The sequence below is a fragment of the Streptomyces sp. NPDC028308 genome (assembly GCF_055565855.1).
In genome coordinates this window covers 483,185-500,373 of the sequence record NZ_JBVHTO010000006.1, presented here as the reverse complement: position 1 = coordinate 500,373, position 17,189 = coordinate 483,185, and the positions used below count along the sequence as shown (strand labels likewise).

Here is a 17,189-nt window from a genome sequence, read left to right as displayed (position 1 = left end):
GTTACATTCCGAACCCGGAAGCTAAGCCTTACAGCGCCGATGGTACTGCAGGGGGGACCCTGTGGGAGAGTAGGACGCCGCCGAACAAATTTTGAGGACCCTTGGTCCCAGCGACTCGCTGGGGCCAGGGGTCCTTTTGTTTTTCCGAAGCGCGCCGGGTACTCGGCTGCGCGAGAATGACTTGCGGTACCGAAGACAGGAGTCACCCATGTCCACCAACTCTCCCGACGAGCGACCGGAACGCGATCAGCGACGCCGGGACAGTGGTGACCGCGGCGGCTACCGCGGGGGCCCGCCGCGTCGTGACAACGCCGGCCGCGACAACGACCGCGGTGGCTTCCGCCGCGACGACCGCGGCGACCGCGGCGGTGACCGTGGCGGGTTCCGCCGCGACGACAGCCGTGGGGGCGACCGTCCGGCGTTCCGTCGTGACGACAGCCGTGGCGGCGACCGACGCGACGACCGTCGCGGGGACGACCGGGGCGGCGACCGTGGCGGATTCCGCCGTGACGACAACCGCGGTGGCGGCGGTGGCGGTTTCCGCCGTGACGACAACCGGGGCGGTGGCGGTGGCGGTGGCTACCGCGGCCGTGACGACCGTGACAGCGGTGGCCGTCCCCCGTTCCGCCGTGACGACCGGCCGACCGGCGGACCCCGCCGCGACGACCGCCCGGCCGGCCCGCGTCGTGACGACCGTCCCTCCTCGGGTCCGCGTCGTGACGACCGCGGTGGCGACCGTGGCGGGTTCCGTCGTGATGACAGCCGTGGCGGCGACCGTCCTTCCTTCCGCCGTGACGACCGCGACGATCGCGGTGGTGACCGCGGTGGGTTCCGTCGTGACGACCGTGGTGACCGCGGTGGATTCCGTCGCGATGACAGCCGTGGCGGCGACCGTCCGGCGTTCCGTCGCGACGACCGGTCGAGTGGCGCCCCCCGCCGCGACGATCGCGGTGGTGACCGCGGTGGCTTCCGTCGTGACGACCGCGGTGACCGCGGTGGCGACCGTGGCGGCTTCCGCCGTGATGACAGCCGTGGCGGCGACCGTCCGGCGTTCCGTCGCGACGACCGGCCGACCAGTGGTCCGCGCCGTGACGACCGCCCCTCCTCGGGTCCGCGTCGTGACGACCGCGGTGGCGACCGTGGCGGGTTCCGTCGTGATGACAGCCGTGGCGGCGACCGTCCTTCCTTCCGCCGTGACGACCGCGACGATCGCGGTGGTGACCGCGGTGGCTTCCGCCGTGACGACCGCGGTGACCGTGGCGGCTTCCGCCGTGACGACAGCCGTGGCGGGGATCGTCCGGCCTTCCGCCGTGATGACGACCGTGGTGGTTTCCGCGGGCGCGACGACCGCGGTGGTGACCGGCGTGACGACCGCGGTGGCGACCGTCCCGCCTTCCGTCGGGACAGCGACCGTCCGGCGTTCCGCCGGGACGACCGTGGTGACCGCGGTGGCGACCGTGGCGGCTTCCGTCGTGACGACAGCCGTGGCGGGGATCGTCCGGCCTTCCGCCGTGACGACGACCGTGGTGGTTTCCGCGGGCGCGACGACCGTGGGCAGGGACCGCGCCGGGACGACCGGGGCGGCCGTCCCGGAGGGTTCCGCGACCGTGACGACCGTCGGGGCGACGACCGGCGCGGCGGCGGGCGCTTCCGTGACGAGCGCGAGCGGGACCGCGAGCCGATCAAGCGGCTGCCGATCCCGGACGACGTCACGGGCGACGAGATCGACAAGGACGTACGGCAGGAGCTGCAGAGCCTGCCCAAGGGGCTGGCCGAGGACGTCTCCAGGAACCTGGTGATGGTCGCCCGGCTGATCGACGAGGACCCCGAGGGTGCGTACGGCTACTCCAGGGTGGCCCTGCGCCTGGCGTCCCGTGTTGCCGCCGTCCGTGAGGCCGCCGGATTCGCCGCGTACGCCAACCAGAAGTTCAGCGAGGCGCTGGCGGAGTTCCGTGCGGCACGGCGGATGACCGGCAACGTCGACCTGTGGCCCGTCATGGCGGACTGCGAGCGCGGTCTCGGCCGGCCCGAGAAGGCGCTGGACATGGCCGGTGCGCCCGAGGTGCAGAAGCTGGACAAGGCCGGGCAGGTCGAGATGCGGCTCGTGGCCGCCGGTGCCCGGCGTGACATGGACCAGCTCGACGCGGCCATCGTCACGCTCCAGAGCCCGGAGCTGGCCTCCAACTCCGTACAGCCCTGGACGGCGCGACTGCGCTACGCGTACGCCGACGCGCTCCTTGCCGCCGGTCGTGAGGACGAGGCGCGCGAGTGGTTCGCGAAGGCCGTCGAGTCCGACAAGGACGGCAGCACGGACGCCTCCGACCGGCTCGCCGAGCTGGACGGTGTCGAGTTCGTCGACGCGATGACCGAGGACGAGGCGGAGCCCCGTACCGCGCCGGTCGACCTCGACACCGACCTGGAGGACGACGAGGACGACGAGGTCGAGGCCGAGCCGACCCGTGTCCCCGCCGACGAGTCCGAGGTCCCGCAGGCCGAGGTGTCGGCCGACGACGAGGACGAGGACGACGAGCAGGACGGTCCCGAGGACGCTCCTCGCGGCTGACGTCCGACGGATGTAGAAGCGGAAGCGGCGGGCGGGACTCCGGCAGGGGTCCCGCCCGTCCGCGTTTCAGGACCTCAGCGCCCGCAGGACCAGACCCGACGCGGGCTTCGGGCCGAACGACGTCGACTTGCGCGGCATCGTCACGCCCTGGCGGGCGAGGTCGCGTACGACCTCCTCGCGGACCGGGTGCATCAGGACCGCCGTACCGCCGTCGCGTTCGGCCTTCTCGACCGTGGCCGCCGTGTCGTGGATGTACGCGATGCGCGCCGGGGAGTCCTCGGGGATGTGCCAGACGTGTTCGAGGAGCGCGGCGTGCAGGACCGTCGCGTCCAGGGTGCGCCAGGCCTCGGGGCGGTCCGCCGGCACCGTACGGGCCAGCAGGTCCGGGGACGGGCGGTCGATCAGGTGGAAGGCGCCGTCGCCGGCCAACAGGAAGGCGTTGCCCTCGGCCGCCGCCGCGGCGAGCGCCGTCAGGGCCTCGGCGAGGGGAACCTCCAGGTGCCGTACCCGGAAGTGGGGCGAGACCGCGGCCAGTGCCTCGCTCACCGGGAGGTGGTGCAGCAGGCGGTGGATCGCGCGGACGCGCAGCGGATGCCTCGCGGTGTCCACGAGCAGCACCAGGCCGTAGTCCCACGGGCCGGGGGAGGGGTGCTCCGCGCGCAGCCGCAGGTAGGTCGCCCAGCGGTGGTGGCCGTCCGCGATGAGGGCCTGGTGACGGCGGAGGTCCTCGCGGATCTCGGCCAGTTCGGCGGGGTCGGTCACGGCCCACAGGCGGTGGCTGTAGCCGTCCTCCGTGGTGGTGGAGAGCAGCGGTTCCCGCCCGGCGGCGCGCTCGACCACCGCGGCCGTGCCGGTCACCGAGCCGTCGCCGCGGTAGGTCAGCAGCAGGGGTTCCAGATTGGCCGAGGTGGCCCGCATCAAAGCCGCGCGGTCGGCGACCACGTGCGGCATGACGTCCTCGTGGGGGAGGACCACGCCGTCCGCGGGCTCCGACAGGCGCAGGGCGCCGATGACCCCGCGCTGGAGCAGGTCGCCGTCGCTCTGCTCGTAGACGTACAGGGCCGGCTCGGCGTCGGTGGTCAGGACGCCCTCGGACAGCCACTGCCGCAGGGTGTCCGCCGCCTGCTGGTTGCGGACGGCCGGCGTGGTGTCCTGCGGGAGGATCAGCCGGACGATGTTGTGCGGGTCCGCCGATTCGAGGTGGTGCAGCCCGTCGGGCCGGACCACGACGTCGTACGGCGGGGAGGTCACGGCCGCCAGGCTGCCGACCCGCTCCGGGTCGTAGCGCAGGCCCTGGAACGGGACCAGTTCGAGTCCCTCGCACGCCGCTGTTTCGTCCCCGGGACCCGCATAGTTCATTGAGGCATCGTAAGTGTGTCCGTGGCATGCGCGATGATCGGGGGAAAGGGATCGAACGAGGAGCGATGTGCAATGAGCCAGACCGTCAGGACGCGGCCCGACGCCAGTCGGCAGGCCCTGAACGAGGCGTACGACACGGCGCTGCTCGACCTGGACGGGGTGGTGTACGCCGGCGGGAGCGCCATCGCGCACGCCGTGGAGTCGCTCGGCACGGCCCGCTCGGGCGGGATGCACCTCGCGTACGTGACGAACAACGCCCTGCGGACCCCGGACGCCGTGGCCGCGCACCTCACCGAACTGGGGGTCCCGGCCGAGGCGTCGGACGTCATCACCTCCGCGCAGGCGGTCGCCCGGCTGATCAGCGACCAGATGCCCGAGGGGGCCCGCGTGCTGGTCATCGGCGGTGAGGGGCTGCGGGTCGCGCTGCGCGAGCGCGGGCTCGAACCGGTCGAGTCGGCCGAGGACGAGCCGGTGGCGGTCGTGCAGGGGTACGGCGGGCCCGAGTTGCCCTGGGGACGCTTCGCGGAGGCGTGCTACGCCATCGCGCGCGGGGTGCCGTGGTTCGCGTCGAACACCGACCTGACCATCCCGAGCGCGCGCGGGATCGCTCCGGGCAACGGCGCGGCGGTGGAGGTCGTCCGCATCGCCACCGGCGCCGAGCCCCAGGTGGCGGGCAAGCCGCTGCCGCCCATGCACCGGGAGACGGTCCTCCGTACCGGAGCGAAGCGGCCGCTGGTCGTCGGTGACCGGCTGGACACGGACATCGAGGGCGCGTTCAACGGCGAGGTGGACTCGCTGCTCGTACTGACGGGCGTCACGGACGGCGCGCAGCTCCTCGCCGCTCCGCCGCAGCACCGGCCGACCTTCGTCGACGCAGACCTGCGCGGGCTGCTCGCCGGGCAGCCCGAGGTCGCCGAGGCGGGCGACGGTTTCCGGTGCGGCGGCTGGACGGCCACCGCCGGGAGCGAGCGGCTGGAGCTGGACGGCGAGGGCGAGCCCCTCGACGGGCTGCGGGCCCTGTGCGCGGCGGCGTGGACGGCGGCCGGGGACGGGACCTGCGACCTGGACGGCACGAAGGCGCTGGCGAAGTCGGGCCTCTAGCCGGGGCATGACGCGGCGGGGCGCGTGACACGAGGGTGGCGGTGAGGGGGTGCGAAGGGAGGCGTGACGTAGGGGCGACGGTGTGGGGTGCGCGGCGACCGATGTGACGCGAAAGCGTCCCTGCGTGTCCCGTGAGGTGGCGGCCCAGGCCGGTCCTTGACGGGCCATCGTGCCACTATGCGAGGGTAGGCTAACCTAACTGCGTGTTGGTCGACAGTCCTCCAGAACAGCGCGCGGAGACCGCTCCCGCGCCCCCGACCCGTCGGGCGATACGGTCCTTCGGGCTCGTCGCCTCCGTGCTCCTGCTGGTGCTCGTCGCGCTGGCGAGCATCGCGATCGGCGCGAAAGCGCTGCCCATGGACCAGGTCTGGCACGGCCTCTTCCACGACTCGGGCACCTACGGCGACGTCGTGGTCGACGAACGGATCTCGCGCACCGTCCTCGGACTGCTCGCCGGCGCCGCCCTCGGCCTGTCCGGCGCGGTGCTCCAGGCGCTCACCCGCAACCCCCTGGCCGATCCCGGACTGCTCGGCATCAACGCGGGCGCCTCCGCCGCCGTCGTCACCGCCATCACCTACTTCGGCGTCACCTCGCTGAGCGGCTATGTGTGGTTCGCCTTCTTCGGCGCCGCCGCCGTCGGTGTCCTGGTCTGGTTCCTCGGCGGCAGCCGGGGAGCGACCCCCGTGCGGCTGGCGCTCGCGGGCACCGCGATCAGCGCCGCGCTCTACGGCTATCTCCAGGCCGTGATGATCATGGACAACGCGGCGCTCGGCAAGATGCGCTTCTGGACGGTCGGTTCGCTCTCGGCGGCCACCGACGGGATGATCAAGCAGGTGCTGCCGTTCCTCGCGGTCGGCACGGTCCTCGCGCTCGCCCTGGCCAGACCGCTGAACGCCATGGCGATGGGCGACGACACCGCCCGCGCCCTCGGCGCCGACCTGAACCGCACCCGGGCGCTGTCCATGGCCGCCGCCACCGTGCTCTGCGGCGCGGCCACCGCCGCCTGCGGCCCGATCGTGTTCGTCGGACTGATGGTCCCGCACGTCGTGCGCTCCTTCACCGGACCCGACATGCGCTGGATCCTGCCGTACGCAGCCGTCCTGTCGCCCGTGCTGCTGCTCGGCGCCGACGTGCTGGGCCGGCTGGTGGCGCGCCCCGCGGAGCTCCAGGTCGGCATCGTCACCGCGGTCCTCGGCGGCCCGGTCTTCATCTACCTCGTACGACGGCGGAGGACGGCGCAGCTGTGAAGACCACACGTACCCCCGCCGTCCGCGCCAGGGGCGGACTCTCGGTTCGGCTCGACGTGCGCGCCTGCGTCGTCGTCGCGCTGCTGCTCCTGGTCATGCTCGCCTCCGGTGTCGTCCTCATCGGCACCGGCGACTTCCCGATCCCCGCGGCCGACGTCCTGAGGACGCTGGCCGGCGGCGGGGACGCCGGGCAGGAGTTCATCGTCAACGAACTCCGGCTGCCCCGCGTCCTGGTGGGCATCCTGGTGGGCGCCTCGCTCGGACTGGGCGGCGCGCTCTTCCAGTCCATCTCCCGCAACCCGCTGGGCAGTCCGGACGTGCTCGGCCTCGGCCAGGGCTCCACGGCCGGCGCGCTGATCATGATCGTGCTGTTCTCGGGCTCCGCGGCCGAGGTCACCCTCGGGGCGCTCGCCGGCGGCCTGGTGACCGGATTCGCGATCTACGTGCTCGCCTGGAAGCAGGGCGTGCACGGCTATCGCCTGGTCCTGGTCGGCATCGGCGTCTCCGCCGTCGTCACGGCGGTGAACGGCTACCTGCTCACCAAGGCCGACCTGGTCGACGCGACGCGGGCGGTCGTCTGGATGACCGGCTCCCTCAACGGCCGGGACTGGTCGCAGGTCTGGCCCCTGCTCGCCATGTGCGCCGTCCTCGTGCCGCTGGTCCTCGGCAACGCGCGGGGCCTGCGGATGATGGAGATGGGCGACGACGTCTCGTACGCCCTCGGGGTGCGGGTCGAGCGGACCCGGCTCGTCCTGATGGTGTCCGCCGTCCTGCTCACCGCGGGCGCCACCGCCGCCGCCGGTCCGGTCGGCTTCGTGGCGCTCACCGCGCCGCAGCTCGCCCGGCGGCTGACCCGCTCGCCGGGGCCGAACCTGGTGCCCTCGACGTGCATGGGGGCGACCCTCCTGATCGTCGCGGACTGGGCCTCGCAGCGGGCCTTCGGCGCCGACCAGCTGCCCGTCGGCGTGGTGACCGGAGTCGTCGGCGGCCTCTACCTGCTGTGGCTGCTCGTCACCGAGCGCAGGGCGGGCCGGATATGAGCGCCAGGCCGAACACGAACACCAAGAGGAGCGCCAGCACTGTGAACCGCCTGTCCGCCGACAACGTGACCCTCCGCTACGACCAGCGCGTCATCGCGGAGAAGCTGTCGGTGGAGATCCCCGACAACTCCTTCACCGTGATCGTCGGCCCGAACGCCTGCGGCAAGTCCACGTTGCTGCGCGCCCTTTCGCGGATGCTGAGGCCCGCCGAGGGGCGGGTGCTCCTCGACGGCCAGGTCATCCACTCGATGCCCGCCAAGAAGGTCGCCCGCACGCTCGGGCTGCTGCCGCAGTCGTCCATCGCGCCGGACGGCATCACGGTCGGCGACCTGGTGGGCCGGGGCCGCTACCCCCACCAGGGCCTGCTGCGCCAGTGGTCGTCCGAGGACGAGCGGGTCGTCCGGGACTCGATGGCCTCGACCGGGGTCGCCGAACTCGCCGACCGCTACGTCGACGAGCTCTCCGGCGGACAGCGCCAGCGCGTCTGGATCGCCATGGCGCTCGCCCAGCAGACCCCGCTGCTGCTGCTCGACGAGCCGACGACGTATCTCGACATCCAGCACCAGATCGACGTGCTCGACCTGTGCGCCGAACTGCACGAGGAGCAGGGCCGCACCCTGGTCGCCGTGCTGCACGACCTCAACCACGCGGCCCGGTACGCGACCCATCTCATCGCGCTGCGCGAGGGCGCGGTCGTCGCCGAGGGGGCGCCGAACGACATCGTCACGGCCGAGCTGGTCGAGGAGGTCTTCGGGCTCCGCTGCCAGGTCATCGCCGACCCGGAGACCGGGACGCCGCTGGTGGTTCCGGCGGCGCGCAAGGCACGGGGGACCGCGGCCGGTCACGCGGTCGGCGCGGCGGCCCGCAGCGCCGAGGGCTGAGGCGTGGACAGGGGAGCGCGCGCTGCCGGTGCCGGGCGGGGACGGGAGCGGGCCACGAGGGAGCATGACCGGAGGAGCGTCGGGCACAGGCGCCGCCGGGATCTGGCCTGGCGAGCCGTCAGGGGCGGGGCTAGAGCAGGCTCCGCAGGCGCAGCAGGTCGCGCAGGCCGGCCTCCAGCTTCACCCGGCCCGAAGCCCACGCCTTCGCGAAGTTCAGCTCACCCGCGACCAGCGCGACCAGGTCGTCGCCGGTCATGGTGAGCCGGATCTGGGCCTTCTCGCGGGGCGGACCCGGGACCGTGTCGAGCACCTCGATCCGGCCGTCCCGCAGCCGGCCGACGAAGGTGGTGTCGAGGTCCGTGACACGGCAGCTCAGCGAGCGGTCCAGGGCCGCCGCACCGCGCACGTCCCCGTCGGCACCCGCCAGGTTGTCCGAGAGCTTGTCGAGTGCCGCGCGGCACTCCTCGATCGTCGCCATCGTGATCGACGGTACCGCAGCGCTTCGGGGTAGCGTCGGGGCATGAGCGACTCAGTGCCCCGGGCCGAGGGCCCGCAGGAGACGGCCGCGCCGTGGTCCGGCTTCCCCGCGGAGCGGGGACACGGGCTGCCCGCCCCGGCGTCCGTGGTGTCACCCGGGCAGGAACACGGCACGCAGACCGGCCCCGCCGAGCCCGGACACGACCCCTCCGCGCCCGCGCCGCTGGACGTCCCCCGCACCCCCACCGGCCACCCCGCCGTCGACGCCCTGCTCGACCGGCTGGCCGACGCGGACCACCTCGCCACGGACGGCCATGTCGAGGTGTACGAGGATGTACACAGGAGCCTGCGCGACGAGCTGACCGCGCTCGACGCACGCCAAGGGCCCCCGGTGCCGTCGCCCCCGACGGCTCCCCCCTCTTCGTACGACCACAGGAGCTGAACCGAACGTGGCAGGAGTGGCACGACGCCGCCTCGATGCCGAGCTGGTCCGCCGCAAGCTCGCCCGCTCGCGCGAGCACGCCGGCCAGCTGATCGCCGCGGGGCGGGTCACCGTCGGCAAGACCCTCGCGACCAAGTCCGCCACCCAGGTGGAGACCGCCGCCGCGATCGTGGTCACCCAGGACGACAGCGACCCCGACTACGTCTCGCGCGGCGGGCACAAACTGGCCGGTGCCTTCGAGGCGTTCGTGCCGCAGGGCCTGAAGATCGAGGGACGCAGGGCGCTGGACGCCGGAGCGTCCACGGGCGGCTTCACCGACGTGCTGCTGCGCGCGGGCGCCGCCCACGTCGTCGCCGTCGACGTCGGCTACGGACAACTCGCCTGGTCTTTGCAGAGCGATGAACGCGTCACCGTCAAGGACCGTACGAACGTACGCGAGTTGACGTTGGAGGCGATCGATGGGGAGCCCGTGGATCTTGTCGTGGGGGATCTGTCCTTCATCCCGCTCGGACTGGTGCTGCCCGCCCTCGCGCGGTGCACGGCACCGGACGCCGATCTGGTGATGATGGTGAAGCCGCAGTTCGAGGTGGGCAGGGAACGGCTGGGCAGCGGCGGTGTCGTCCGCAGCCCGGAGCTGCGGGCCGAGGCCGTGCGCGGTGTGGCCGCGCGCGCCTGGGAACTGGGGCTCGGCGTGCGGGGCGTCACGGCCAGCCCGCTGCCCGGACCCTCCGGCAATGTCGAGTACTTTCTGTGGCTGCGTGCCGGGGCGCCCGAACCGGACCCGGCCGACGTCGACCGAGCAGTGGCGGAGGGGCCCCGTTGACTCAGACCCGAGCTCGTACTGTTTTCCTGCTCGCCCACACCGGGCGGCCCGCGGCCATCCGCAGCGCCGAGCTCGTCGTCGAGGGGCTGCTGCGCTCCGGGATCGGCGTGCGCGTCCTGGAGGCGGAGGCGGCCGACCTGCCGCTCCCGGCGACGGTGGAACTGGTCAAGGAGGCCACTCCGCAGTGCCTCGACGGGTGCGAACTGCTGATCGTGCTCGGCGGTGACGGCACCCTGCTGCGCGGGGCCGAGTTCGCCCGCGCCTCCGGCGTCCCCATGCTCGGCGTCAACCTCGGCCGGGTCGGCTTCCTCGCGGAGGCCGAGCGTGACGACCTCGACAAGGTCGTCGACCGGGTGGTGACCAAGGCGTACGAGGTCGAGGAGCGGATGACCGTCGACGTCGTCGTGCACCGCAACGGCGACATCGTGCACACCGACTGGGCGCTGAACGAGGCCGCGGTGCAGAAGGTCTCGGCGGAGAAGCTCCTCGAAGTGGTGCTGGAGATCGACGGGCGCCCGGTGACCGGCTTCGGCTGCGACGGCATCGTCTGCGCGACACCGACCGGCTCCACGGCGTACGCCTTCTCCGCGGGCGGGCCCGTGGTGTGGCCGGAGGTCGAGGCGCTGCTCATGGTGCCGATCAGCGCGCACGCCCTGTTCGCCAAGCCGCTCGTGACCTCGCCGGACTCCGTGCTCGCCGTGGAGGTGCTGCCGCACATCCCGCCCGGCGTCCTGTGGTGCGACGGGCGGCGCACGGTCGAGCTGCCGCCCGGGGCACGGGTCGAGGTGCGCCGGGGAGCCGTCCCGGTGCGGCTCGCGCGGCTGCACCACGCGTCGTTCACCGACCGGCTCGTCGCCAAGTTCGCGCTGCCTGTCTCGGGCTGGAGGGGCGCACCGCACTGACAGCGGGGTGACGTGCGGGGCCCGTCCCTGACCCGGCGGGACCCTCGCACCCTCCGCGCCGGGGTCCCCAGGGGCCGGGAGGCGGGCCAGGAGCCCGCCCGGCGCCCCGGAGGGGGAGAGGGCGGTCCGGGACCGTCCGGACGCCGTGGTGCCACCTCCGGGCCGGTTCCGGGGCCGGGAGCCGGTGACCGTCGGTCCCTGGCCGGAGTGAGCCTCCCGGAGCCCGGCGGCCTCCCGGCGTCCCGGGTGGGAAGCCCACTCCCGCGGGTGACACGGCCCCTTCGCGGGCGTCCGTCACCTGCGCCTTCGCGGAAGGAGGGCAGGGCCCGTCGCACATCGGGTCCCTGACCTCGTAAGGTCGTGTCCGTGTTGGAGGAGATGCGGATACGGTCGCTCGGAGTCATCGACGACGCGGTCGTCGAGCTGTCACCAGGCTTCACCGCCGTGACCGGCGAGACCGGCGCGGGCAAGACGATGGTGGTCACGAGCCTCGGCCTGCTGCTCGGCGGGCGCGCGGACCCGGCCCTCGTACGGATCGGCGCGAAGAACGCGGTCGTCGAGGGGAGGATCTCCGTACCCGCGGGCGGGACGGCGATCGTGCGGGCCGAGGAGGCGGGAGCCGAGCTCGACGACGGCGCGCTGCTCATCAGCCGTACCGTTTCGGCCGAGGGGCGCTCCCGGGCCCACCTGGGCGGCCGCTCGGTCCCCGTGGGCGTGCTCGCGGAACTGGCCGACGAGCTGGTCGCCGTGCACGGGCAGACCGACCAGCAGGGGCTGCTCAAGCTGTCCCGGCAGCGGCAGGCCCTCGACCGGTACGCCGGTGACGCGGTGGCCGTGCCGCTCGCCAAGTACACGGGCGCCTACCGCAGGCTGCGCGCGATCTCGGCCGAGCTGGACGAGATCACCACGCGCGCGCGGGAACGCGCTCAGGAGGCCGACCTGCTGCGGTTCGGGCTCGACGAGATCGCCGCCGTCGAACCGCGCCGGGGCGAGGACGTGGAGCTGGCCGCCGAGGCCGAGCGGCTGGGGCACGCGGAGGCGCTGGCCTCGGCCGCGACCGTCGCGCACGCCGCGCTCGCGGGAAACCCGGAGGACCCGGAGGGCATCGACGCCACGACCCTCGTCGCGGGCGCGCACCGGGCGCTGGAGGCGGTCAGGTCCCACGACTCCGCGCTGGGCGCGCTGGCCGGGCGGATCGGCGAGATCGGCATCTTGCTGGGCGACGTCGCCGGGGAGCTGGCCGGGTACGCCGACGACCTCGACGCCGACCCGCTGCGGCTCGCGGCGGTCGAGGAGCGGCGCGCCGCCCTCACGCAGCTGACCCGCAAGTACGGCGAGGACATCGACGCCGTGCTCGACTGGTCCGAGCGGAGCGCCGTGCGGCTGACCGAGCTGGACGGCGACGACGAGCGGCTCGGTGAACTGACCGCGGAGCGGGACGCGCTGCGGGCCGAACTGGGCGGACTGGCGCAGGCGCTGACGGACGCCCGCACGGAGGCCGCCGAGCGCTTCGCCGCCGCCGTCACCGCCGAGCTGGCCTCGCTCGCCATGCCGCACGCGCGCGTGTCCTTCGACCTCCGGCAGACCGAGGACCCGGAGGGTGTGGAGGTCGGCGGGCGCACGGTCGCGTACGGGCCGGCCGGTGTCGACGAGGTCGAGCTGCTGCTGGCCCCGCACCCCGGGGCCCCGCCGCGGCCCATCGCCAAGGGCGCCTCGGGCGGTGAGCTGTCGCGGGTGATGCTCGCGGTCGAGGTCGTCTTCGCGGGGACCGACCCCGTGCCGACGTACCTCTTCGACGAGGTCGACGCGGGCGTCGGCGGCAAGGCCGCGGTCGAGATCGGGCGGCGGCTGGCCAAGCTGGCCAAGTCCGCGCAGGTCGTCGTCGTGACGCACCTGCCGCAGGTGGCCGCGTTCGCCGACCGTCAGCTCCTGGTCGAGAAGACGAACGACGGTTCGGTGACCCGGTCCGGGGTGAAGGTCCTGGAGGGCGAGGACCGCATCCGCGAGCTGTCCCGCATGCTCGCGGGCCAGGAGGACTCGGAGACGGCCCGCGCCCACGCGGAGGAACTCCTGGCGACGGCCAGGGCGGACGGATAACCCCGGGATCGGGGCACAGGCGGTGCGGGAGCGGGGGGGCAACTTCGCTCCCTGCGGTTGCGGCGGCCCCACGGGGTCGTCGCTCCCCGCCGGGTCCGGGGGCGGCCGCCGGTTCGTAGGGTGGCGGTCATGGTCACACGCATGAGCACCGCACTCGGGCTCGCCGCCGGTGTCACGCGCGCGGGGATCGCCGCGCTGCGCGTCAAGGCGCCCGGCGGGCGCGGGCGTTGGGAGCGGACGAACTACGCCGGGCGGACCGTCGAGGTGTACGCGGGCCCCGCCGCGGCCCTCGGGGCGGCGCTCGCCGCCGGGCGCGCCGACCGTGCCGCCGGGTTCGCCGTACTCGCCGCCGGTGCCTGCGGCGCCTACGACGACATCATTGGGGCCGGCGACCCGCGGCGCGGCTTCCGGGCGCATCTCGGTGCCCTGCGCCACGGCGAAGTGACCAGCGGCGCCGTCAAGTTGTTCGGCATCTCGGCCGCGGGCCTGGTCGCGGGGGCGCTGCTCAAGGAGCGTCCCGTGGACAAGGTGCTGGCGGGAGTGGTGATCGCCGGGACCGCGCACCTCGTCAACCTCGTGGACGTACGCCCGGGAAGGGCCGCCGGCGCGGTGCTCGTCCTCGGGGCGCCGGGGCTGCTGCGGAAGGGCGCGGCGGCCGGGCTGTCCGCCGCCGCCGTGGGCGCGGCCGCGGCCGTCCTCCCCGACGACCTCGGCGAGCGCGCGATGATCGGCGACACAGGCGCCCACGCGCTCGGCGCCGCCCTGGGCAGCGCCGTCGCGGCCGGCAACGGCAGGGCCGGGCTGGCCGCCCACGCGGCGGCACTGGTGGCCGCGGCGGCCTTCGGCGAGCGAGTGAGCGCGCGGGCGCGTACGCCCCTGCGCGGGCGGCACTGAGGACGACGGCGCGACCGGCGCGAGGGCGGGCGCGCACTGGAGGCCGCGCGCCCCTGGACGGGGGCCGAACAACGAGTCGCCCCGCCTGCCGGGGCGCCCTCGGTACGCGGAGCGGACCGTGCCGTTCACTCCGGCTCTCGAACCCCGGGACGAAAAGGCCGCATCCCTCACTCATGTGAGTGACCACGCCCGTAGAGTTGCCCACCGCGGCGCGGCTGCGGCCGCCCGGTGGTGCCGGAACGGGCGGGTGTCCTGGCATCCTTGACGCAGTACGCGAAGCACGACGTGCGGTACACCCCCTCCGCGCGACCTTCTGTACGTTTCTTCGTGACCGTCCGACGCCGAACCAGGAGCCCCGGCCACGTGAGCCTCGTGAGCAGCCACGCACCGCACGGACAGTCGCCGCTGCGCACCGTGCAGGTGCTCGGCGGCGGCAGCGCGGGCAGCAGCGCGCATGTGCGGTCCCTGGCGTCGGGACTCGTCGCCCGGGGCGTGCGGGTCACCGTGTGCGCCCCCGCCGAAGCCGAACACGCCTACGGCTTCACGGCGGTGGGCGCCCAGCACGCCCCCGTACCCCGCAGCGGCGACCCCGCCTCCGTGGCCGCTCTGCGCGCCGCCTGCGCCGAGGCGGACCTGGTGCACGCGCACGGACTGCACGCGGCGCTGCGGGCCGCGCTCGCGCTCAGCGGCCGGAGCGTCCCGCTCGTGGTCACCTGGCACACCCGGGCCCGGGCCGAAGGAGCGCGGGCCAGGCTGCTGCGGCTGCTGGAGCGGCGCGTCGCCCGGGCCGCGACCGTCGTCCTCGGCACCTCCTCCGACCTGGTGGACCGGGCCCGCAGGAGGGGAGCCCGGGACGCGCGGCTGGCCGCGGTCGCCCTCCCGGCGCCACGCAAGCCCGTCGAGCACGACGACCAGGACCGGCTGCGGCACAAGGCGCGGGCCGAACTCGGCGCCACCGGACGCCCGTTGCTCGTCGCCGTCGGCTCCCTGAACCGGCACCGCGGCTACGGCACCCTGCTGAGCGCCGCGCGTGCCTGGCGCCACCTGACGCCCGCGCCCCTGCTCGTCATCGCGGGCGAGGGGCCGCTGCGGGCCGAACTCCAGCACCGCATCGAGGACGAGGGCCTGCCGGTGCGTCTGGTCGGACGCCGCGACGACATCGCCGAGCTGCTCGCGGGCGCCGATCTGGCGCTCCTGCCCATCAGTTGGGAATCGCGCTCCGTCCTCGCCCAGGAAGCCCTGCACGCCCGCGTGCCGCTGGTGGCGACCGAGGTCGGAGGCATCCCCGAACTGGTCGGCGACGCCGCCGAACTCGTCCCGTACGGGAACGCGGACGCCCTGGCCGCCGCCGTCGTACGGCTCCTGGAGGACCCCGCGCGCCGCGAACTCCTCAAGGACAGGGGCGTGCGGCAGGCGGCCACCTGGCCCACCGAGGACGACACGGTCGCCCAGGTCCTCAGCGTCTACGACGAGTTGACCCAGCCGCGCCCGCTGCCCTGACCGGCCGGCGCGCTCACGCCCCCGCCGGTGACGGCTACGGCACGTGCCGGCGGGCCCGCAGCGCCAGGCTCAACGCCAGTACCGTCTGCGGGTCGTCCAGGTCGGTGCCGAGCAACTCCCCGATCCTCGCGAGGCGGTTGTAGAGCGTCTGGCGGTTGAGGTGCAGTTCGCGTGCCGTCTCCGCCTTGCGTCCGGCGTGCGCCAAGTACGTCTGGAGCGTGGGCAGAAGCGGCGGCTTCGACCGCTGGTCGTGCTCACGGAGCGGACCGATCGCGCGGTCCACGAAGGCCGCCAGGTCGGGATGGTCGCGGAGCCGCCACAGCAGCAGGTCGATGTCGAGGCGCCGGGCGTCGTACCAGGGGCGGTCCGACAGGCCCTGCGCGGCCGTCGCCGTCTCCGCCGCGTGCCGCAGGCCCGCCGAGGCCGCCGCCCAGCCGCCCGCGACGCCGACCACCACCACCGGCGGCTGCGCGCCCGGCCGCTGCATGCCCGCGCGCTCCACCCCGGCCCGCAGCGCCGCGGCGACCCGGTCCGCGACGGCCGCGCGCTCGGACTCCGACCGCAGGCCGAGCAGCAGGGGCACGCGGCCCTCGACGGGACGTACGCCCAGGAGCACCGGCACCCCCACCGAGGCCAGTTCCTCGGCGACCGCGCGGGCGAGGACCGCCCAGCCGCCGCCCGGCGAGAGTCCGTCCGCGAGGCGCATCACGACCGGCAGCAGTGGACTGCTGCCCGGCTTGAACCCCAGGACGCGGGCCTGCGCGGGCGCGTCCTCGGCCCGGATACGCCCCTCGGCGAGGTCGGTGAGGAAGTCGCCGCGGCCGCGTGCCGCCAGCTCCTCCTCCTGGCGGGCCTGCATCAGGACGACCGCCAGGATGCCCGCCGCCCGCTCGGCCGCCATCCGGTGCACGGGCGCCGTCGGGGCGCTCACCGGCGTGAGGACCAGCCGGGCGCGGACCGAGCCGGTGCCGGGGCCGCCGCCGGGCACGTCCACGACGGTCGTGCCCGCGGCCGGCTCGTCCTTGTGCTGGCCGCGCAGCCCCTCCCACACCTGGAGCGGGTCGGCGCCTGCGGGACCGGCGCCGGCCGCGTACAGGAGCCGGCCGTCCGCCGTCTCCAGGAAGACCGGGTTGCCGGCGAAGTCCGCGAGGATGCCGAGGACCTGCGGGATGCCGCCCCCGCCGAGCAGCGCCTCCGTGCAGCGCCGGTGCACCTCCTCGGCCTGCTGGAGCAGCGCGTAGTGGCCGTTGACGATCTCGGTGTGGACCTCCTCCGTCACCGTCACGAAGGGCACCTCGCGGTGCAGCTGGACCAGCGGGAGACCGGCCGCGCGTGCCGTCTCCACCAGGGCCGCGGGAAGCCGGGAGAAGCGCGGCCCGAGCTCGACGACCAGCGCGGCGATCCCGCGCTCGGCCAGGGTGCGCACGAAGGCGCGCTGCTCGGCGGGGCGGGTGCCGAGGCCGTACCCCGTGGTCAGCAGCAGTTCGCCGCCCTTGAGGAGCGAGGCGATGTTCGGGACCTCGCCCGCGTGGACCCAGCGCACCGTGCGTTGCAGCCGGTCGGCCCCCGCCAGGATCTCCGGCAGCCCGCTGCGCAGTCCGGGCAGCTCCAGCGCGCGCTGCACGGTGATCCCGGCGCCCTCGGTGTCGTAACGGCTGTCCATGCAGCGGACGCTACCGGCGCGCGGGTTCCGGGAACATCTCCGGCCCGTTACGGGAACGATCAGCGGCCCCCGGGGCCCGACAATGCGTCGCCCCTGCACGGCAATTGCACGACCTGCTGTCTGTTGTGGCGTGCGTCACGCCGCCGCCACACTGTCGCATCCGTTGCACAACCGCGATCGGATCTTCGGATTCCGTCGCG

At 74.4% G+C, this 17,189-nt stretch carries 15 protein-coding genes and 1 rRNA gene; 13 read left to right on the top strand and 3 right to left on the bottom strand.

Features of this window, described 5'->3' with window-relative positions; genetic code table 11:
* The 3 genes from rrf to ACZ4VA_RS16740 form a co-directional block, all read left to right on the top strand.
* A 5S ribosomal RNA gene (gene rrf / locus ACZ4VA_RS16750) occupies positions 1-86 on the top strand; the annotation flags it as partial.
* Positions 87-101: 15 nt separating this feature from the next.
* Entirely contained in the window at positions 102-1,799 is a 1,698-nt protein-coding gene (locus tag ACZ4VA_RS16745) for a hypothetical protein (RefSeq protein WP_468081835.1), read from the top strand.
* Positions 1,691-2,563, top strand: coding sequence for a tetratricopeptide repeat protein (locus tag ACZ4VA_RS16740; protein WP_468081833.1), 873 nt, complete (start codon positions 1,691-1,693; stop codon positions 2,561-2,563). Before ACZ4VA_RS16745 ends, ACZ4VA_RS16740 begins: the two co-directional genes overlap by 109 nt.
* Positions 2,564-2,629: 66 nt before the next feature.
* Here the strand turns inward: ACZ4VA_RS16740 and ACZ4VA_RS16735 are convergent, their stop codons facing one another.
* Positions 2,630-3,922: a DUF1015 domain-containing protein gene (locus ACZ4VA_RS16735; protein ID WP_355787304.1), complete on the bottom strand. Its 1,293-nt coding sequence runs from the start codon at positions 3,920-3,922 to the stop codon at positions 2,630-2,632.
* 72 nt (positions 3,923-3,994) lie between these two features.
* Here ACZ4VA_RS16735 and ACZ4VA_RS16730 point away from each other — a divergent pair, with 72 nt between their 5' ends.
* The 4 genes from ACZ4VA_RS16730 to ACZ4VA_RS16715 all read left to right on the top strand — a co-directional run bounded on the left by ACZ4VA_RS16730 (position 3,995) and on the right by ACZ4VA_RS16715 (position 8,191).
* Positions 3,995-5,023: an HAD hydrolase-like protein gene (locus tag ACZ4VA_RS16730; RefSeq protein ID WP_356244156.1), complete on the top strand. Its 1,029-nt coding sequence runs from the start codon at positions 3,995-3,997 to the stop codon at positions 5,021-5,023.
* 203 nt (positions 5,024-5,226) lie between these two features.
* A complete protein-coding gene (locus ACZ4VA_RS16725) occupies positions 5,227-6,270 on the top strand; it encodes a FecCD family ABC transporter permease (RefSeq protein WP_355787298.1) in 1,044 nt (347 codons plus the stop codon).
* Positions 6,267-7,310 carry a FecCD family ABC transporter permease gene (locus tag ACZ4VA_RS16720; RefSeq protein WP_468081822.1) on the top strand — a complete coding sequence of 348 codons (1,044 nt, stop codon included), beginning with the start codon at positions 6,267-6,269 and terminating at the stop codon, positions 7,308-7,310. The genes ACZ4VA_RS16725 and ACZ4VA_RS16720 overlap by 4 nt, the downstream gene beginning before the upstream one ends.
* On the top strand, positions 7,307-8,191 hold the full coding sequence (locus ACZ4VA_RS16715; RefSeq protein ID WP_355792336.1) for an ABC transporter ATP-binding protein: 885 nt from the start codon (positions 7,307-7,309) through the stop codon (positions 8,189-8,191). The genes ACZ4VA_RS16720 and ACZ4VA_RS16715 overlap by 4 nt, the downstream gene beginning before the upstream one ends.
* Positions 8,192-8,321: 130 nt before the next feature.
* Here ACZ4VA_RS16715 and ACZ4VA_RS16710 read toward each other — a convergent pair whose 3' ends face one another.
* Complete coding sequence (locus tag ACZ4VA_RS16710; RefSeq protein WP_355792334.1) at positions 8,322-8,669, bottom strand: alkyl sulfatase C-terminal domain-containing protein; 348 nt, start codon at positions 8,667-8,669, stop codon at positions 8,322-8,324.
* Between the two features lie 42 nt (positions 8,670-8,711).
* Between ACZ4VA_RS16710 and ACZ4VA_RS16705 the strand changes: the two genes are divergently transcribed.
* The 6 genes from ACZ4VA_RS16705 (at position 8,712) to ACZ4VA_RS16680 (ending at position 15,326) form a co-directional block, all read left to right on the top strand.
* Positions 8,712-9,110 (top strand): hypothetical protein, encoded by a 399-nt coding sequence (locus ACZ4VA_RS16705; protein ID WP_389390903.1) that lies wholly within the window; start codon positions 8,712-8,714, stop codon positions 9,108-9,110.
* Between the two features lie 7 nt (positions 9,111-9,117).
* Positions 9,118-9,933: a TlyA family RNA methyltransferase gene (locus ACZ4VA_RS16700; protein ID WP_355792331.1), complete on the top strand. Its 816-nt coding sequence runs from the start codon at positions 9,118-9,120 to the stop codon at positions 9,931-9,933.
* Entirely contained in the window at positions 9,930-10,835 is a 906-nt protein-coding gene (locus ACZ4VA_RS16695) for an NAD kinase (protein WP_121403893.1), read from the top strand. Before ACZ4VA_RS16700 ends, ACZ4VA_RS16695 begins: the two co-directional genes overlap by 4 nt.
* Before the next feature lie 366 nt (positions 10,836-11,201).
* Entirely contained in the window at positions 11,202-12,932 is a 1,731-nt protein-coding gene (recN, locus tag ACZ4VA_RS16690) for a DNA repair protein RecN (RefSeq protein ID WP_356173283.1), read from the top strand.
* Positions 12,933-13,073: 141 nt separating this feature from the next.
* Positions 13,074-13,826, top strand: a complete 753-nt coding sequence (locus tag ACZ4VA_RS16685; protein ID WP_388906463.1) for a hypothetical protein — start codon at positions 13,074-13,076, stop codon at positions 13,824-13,826.
* A gap of 363 nt (positions 13,827-14,189) precedes the next feature.
* The gene (locus ACZ4VA_RS16680) at positions 14,190-15,326 is read left to right on the top strand and encodes a glycosyltransferase family 4 protein (RefSeq protein ID WP_468081818.1); all 1,137 of its coding nucleotides are present in this window, start codon (positions 14,190-14,192) and stop codon (positions 15,324-15,326) included.
* 34 nt (positions 15,327-15,360) lie between these two features.
* Here ACZ4VA_RS16680 and ACZ4VA_RS16675 read toward each other — a convergent pair whose 3' ends face one another.
* Entirely contained in the window at positions 15,361-16,989 is a 1,629-nt protein-coding gene (locus tag ACZ4VA_RS16675) for a PucR family transcriptional regulator (RefSeq protein WP_356173292.1), read from the bottom strand.
* Between the last annotated feature and the right edge of the window lie 200 nt (positions 16,990-17,189).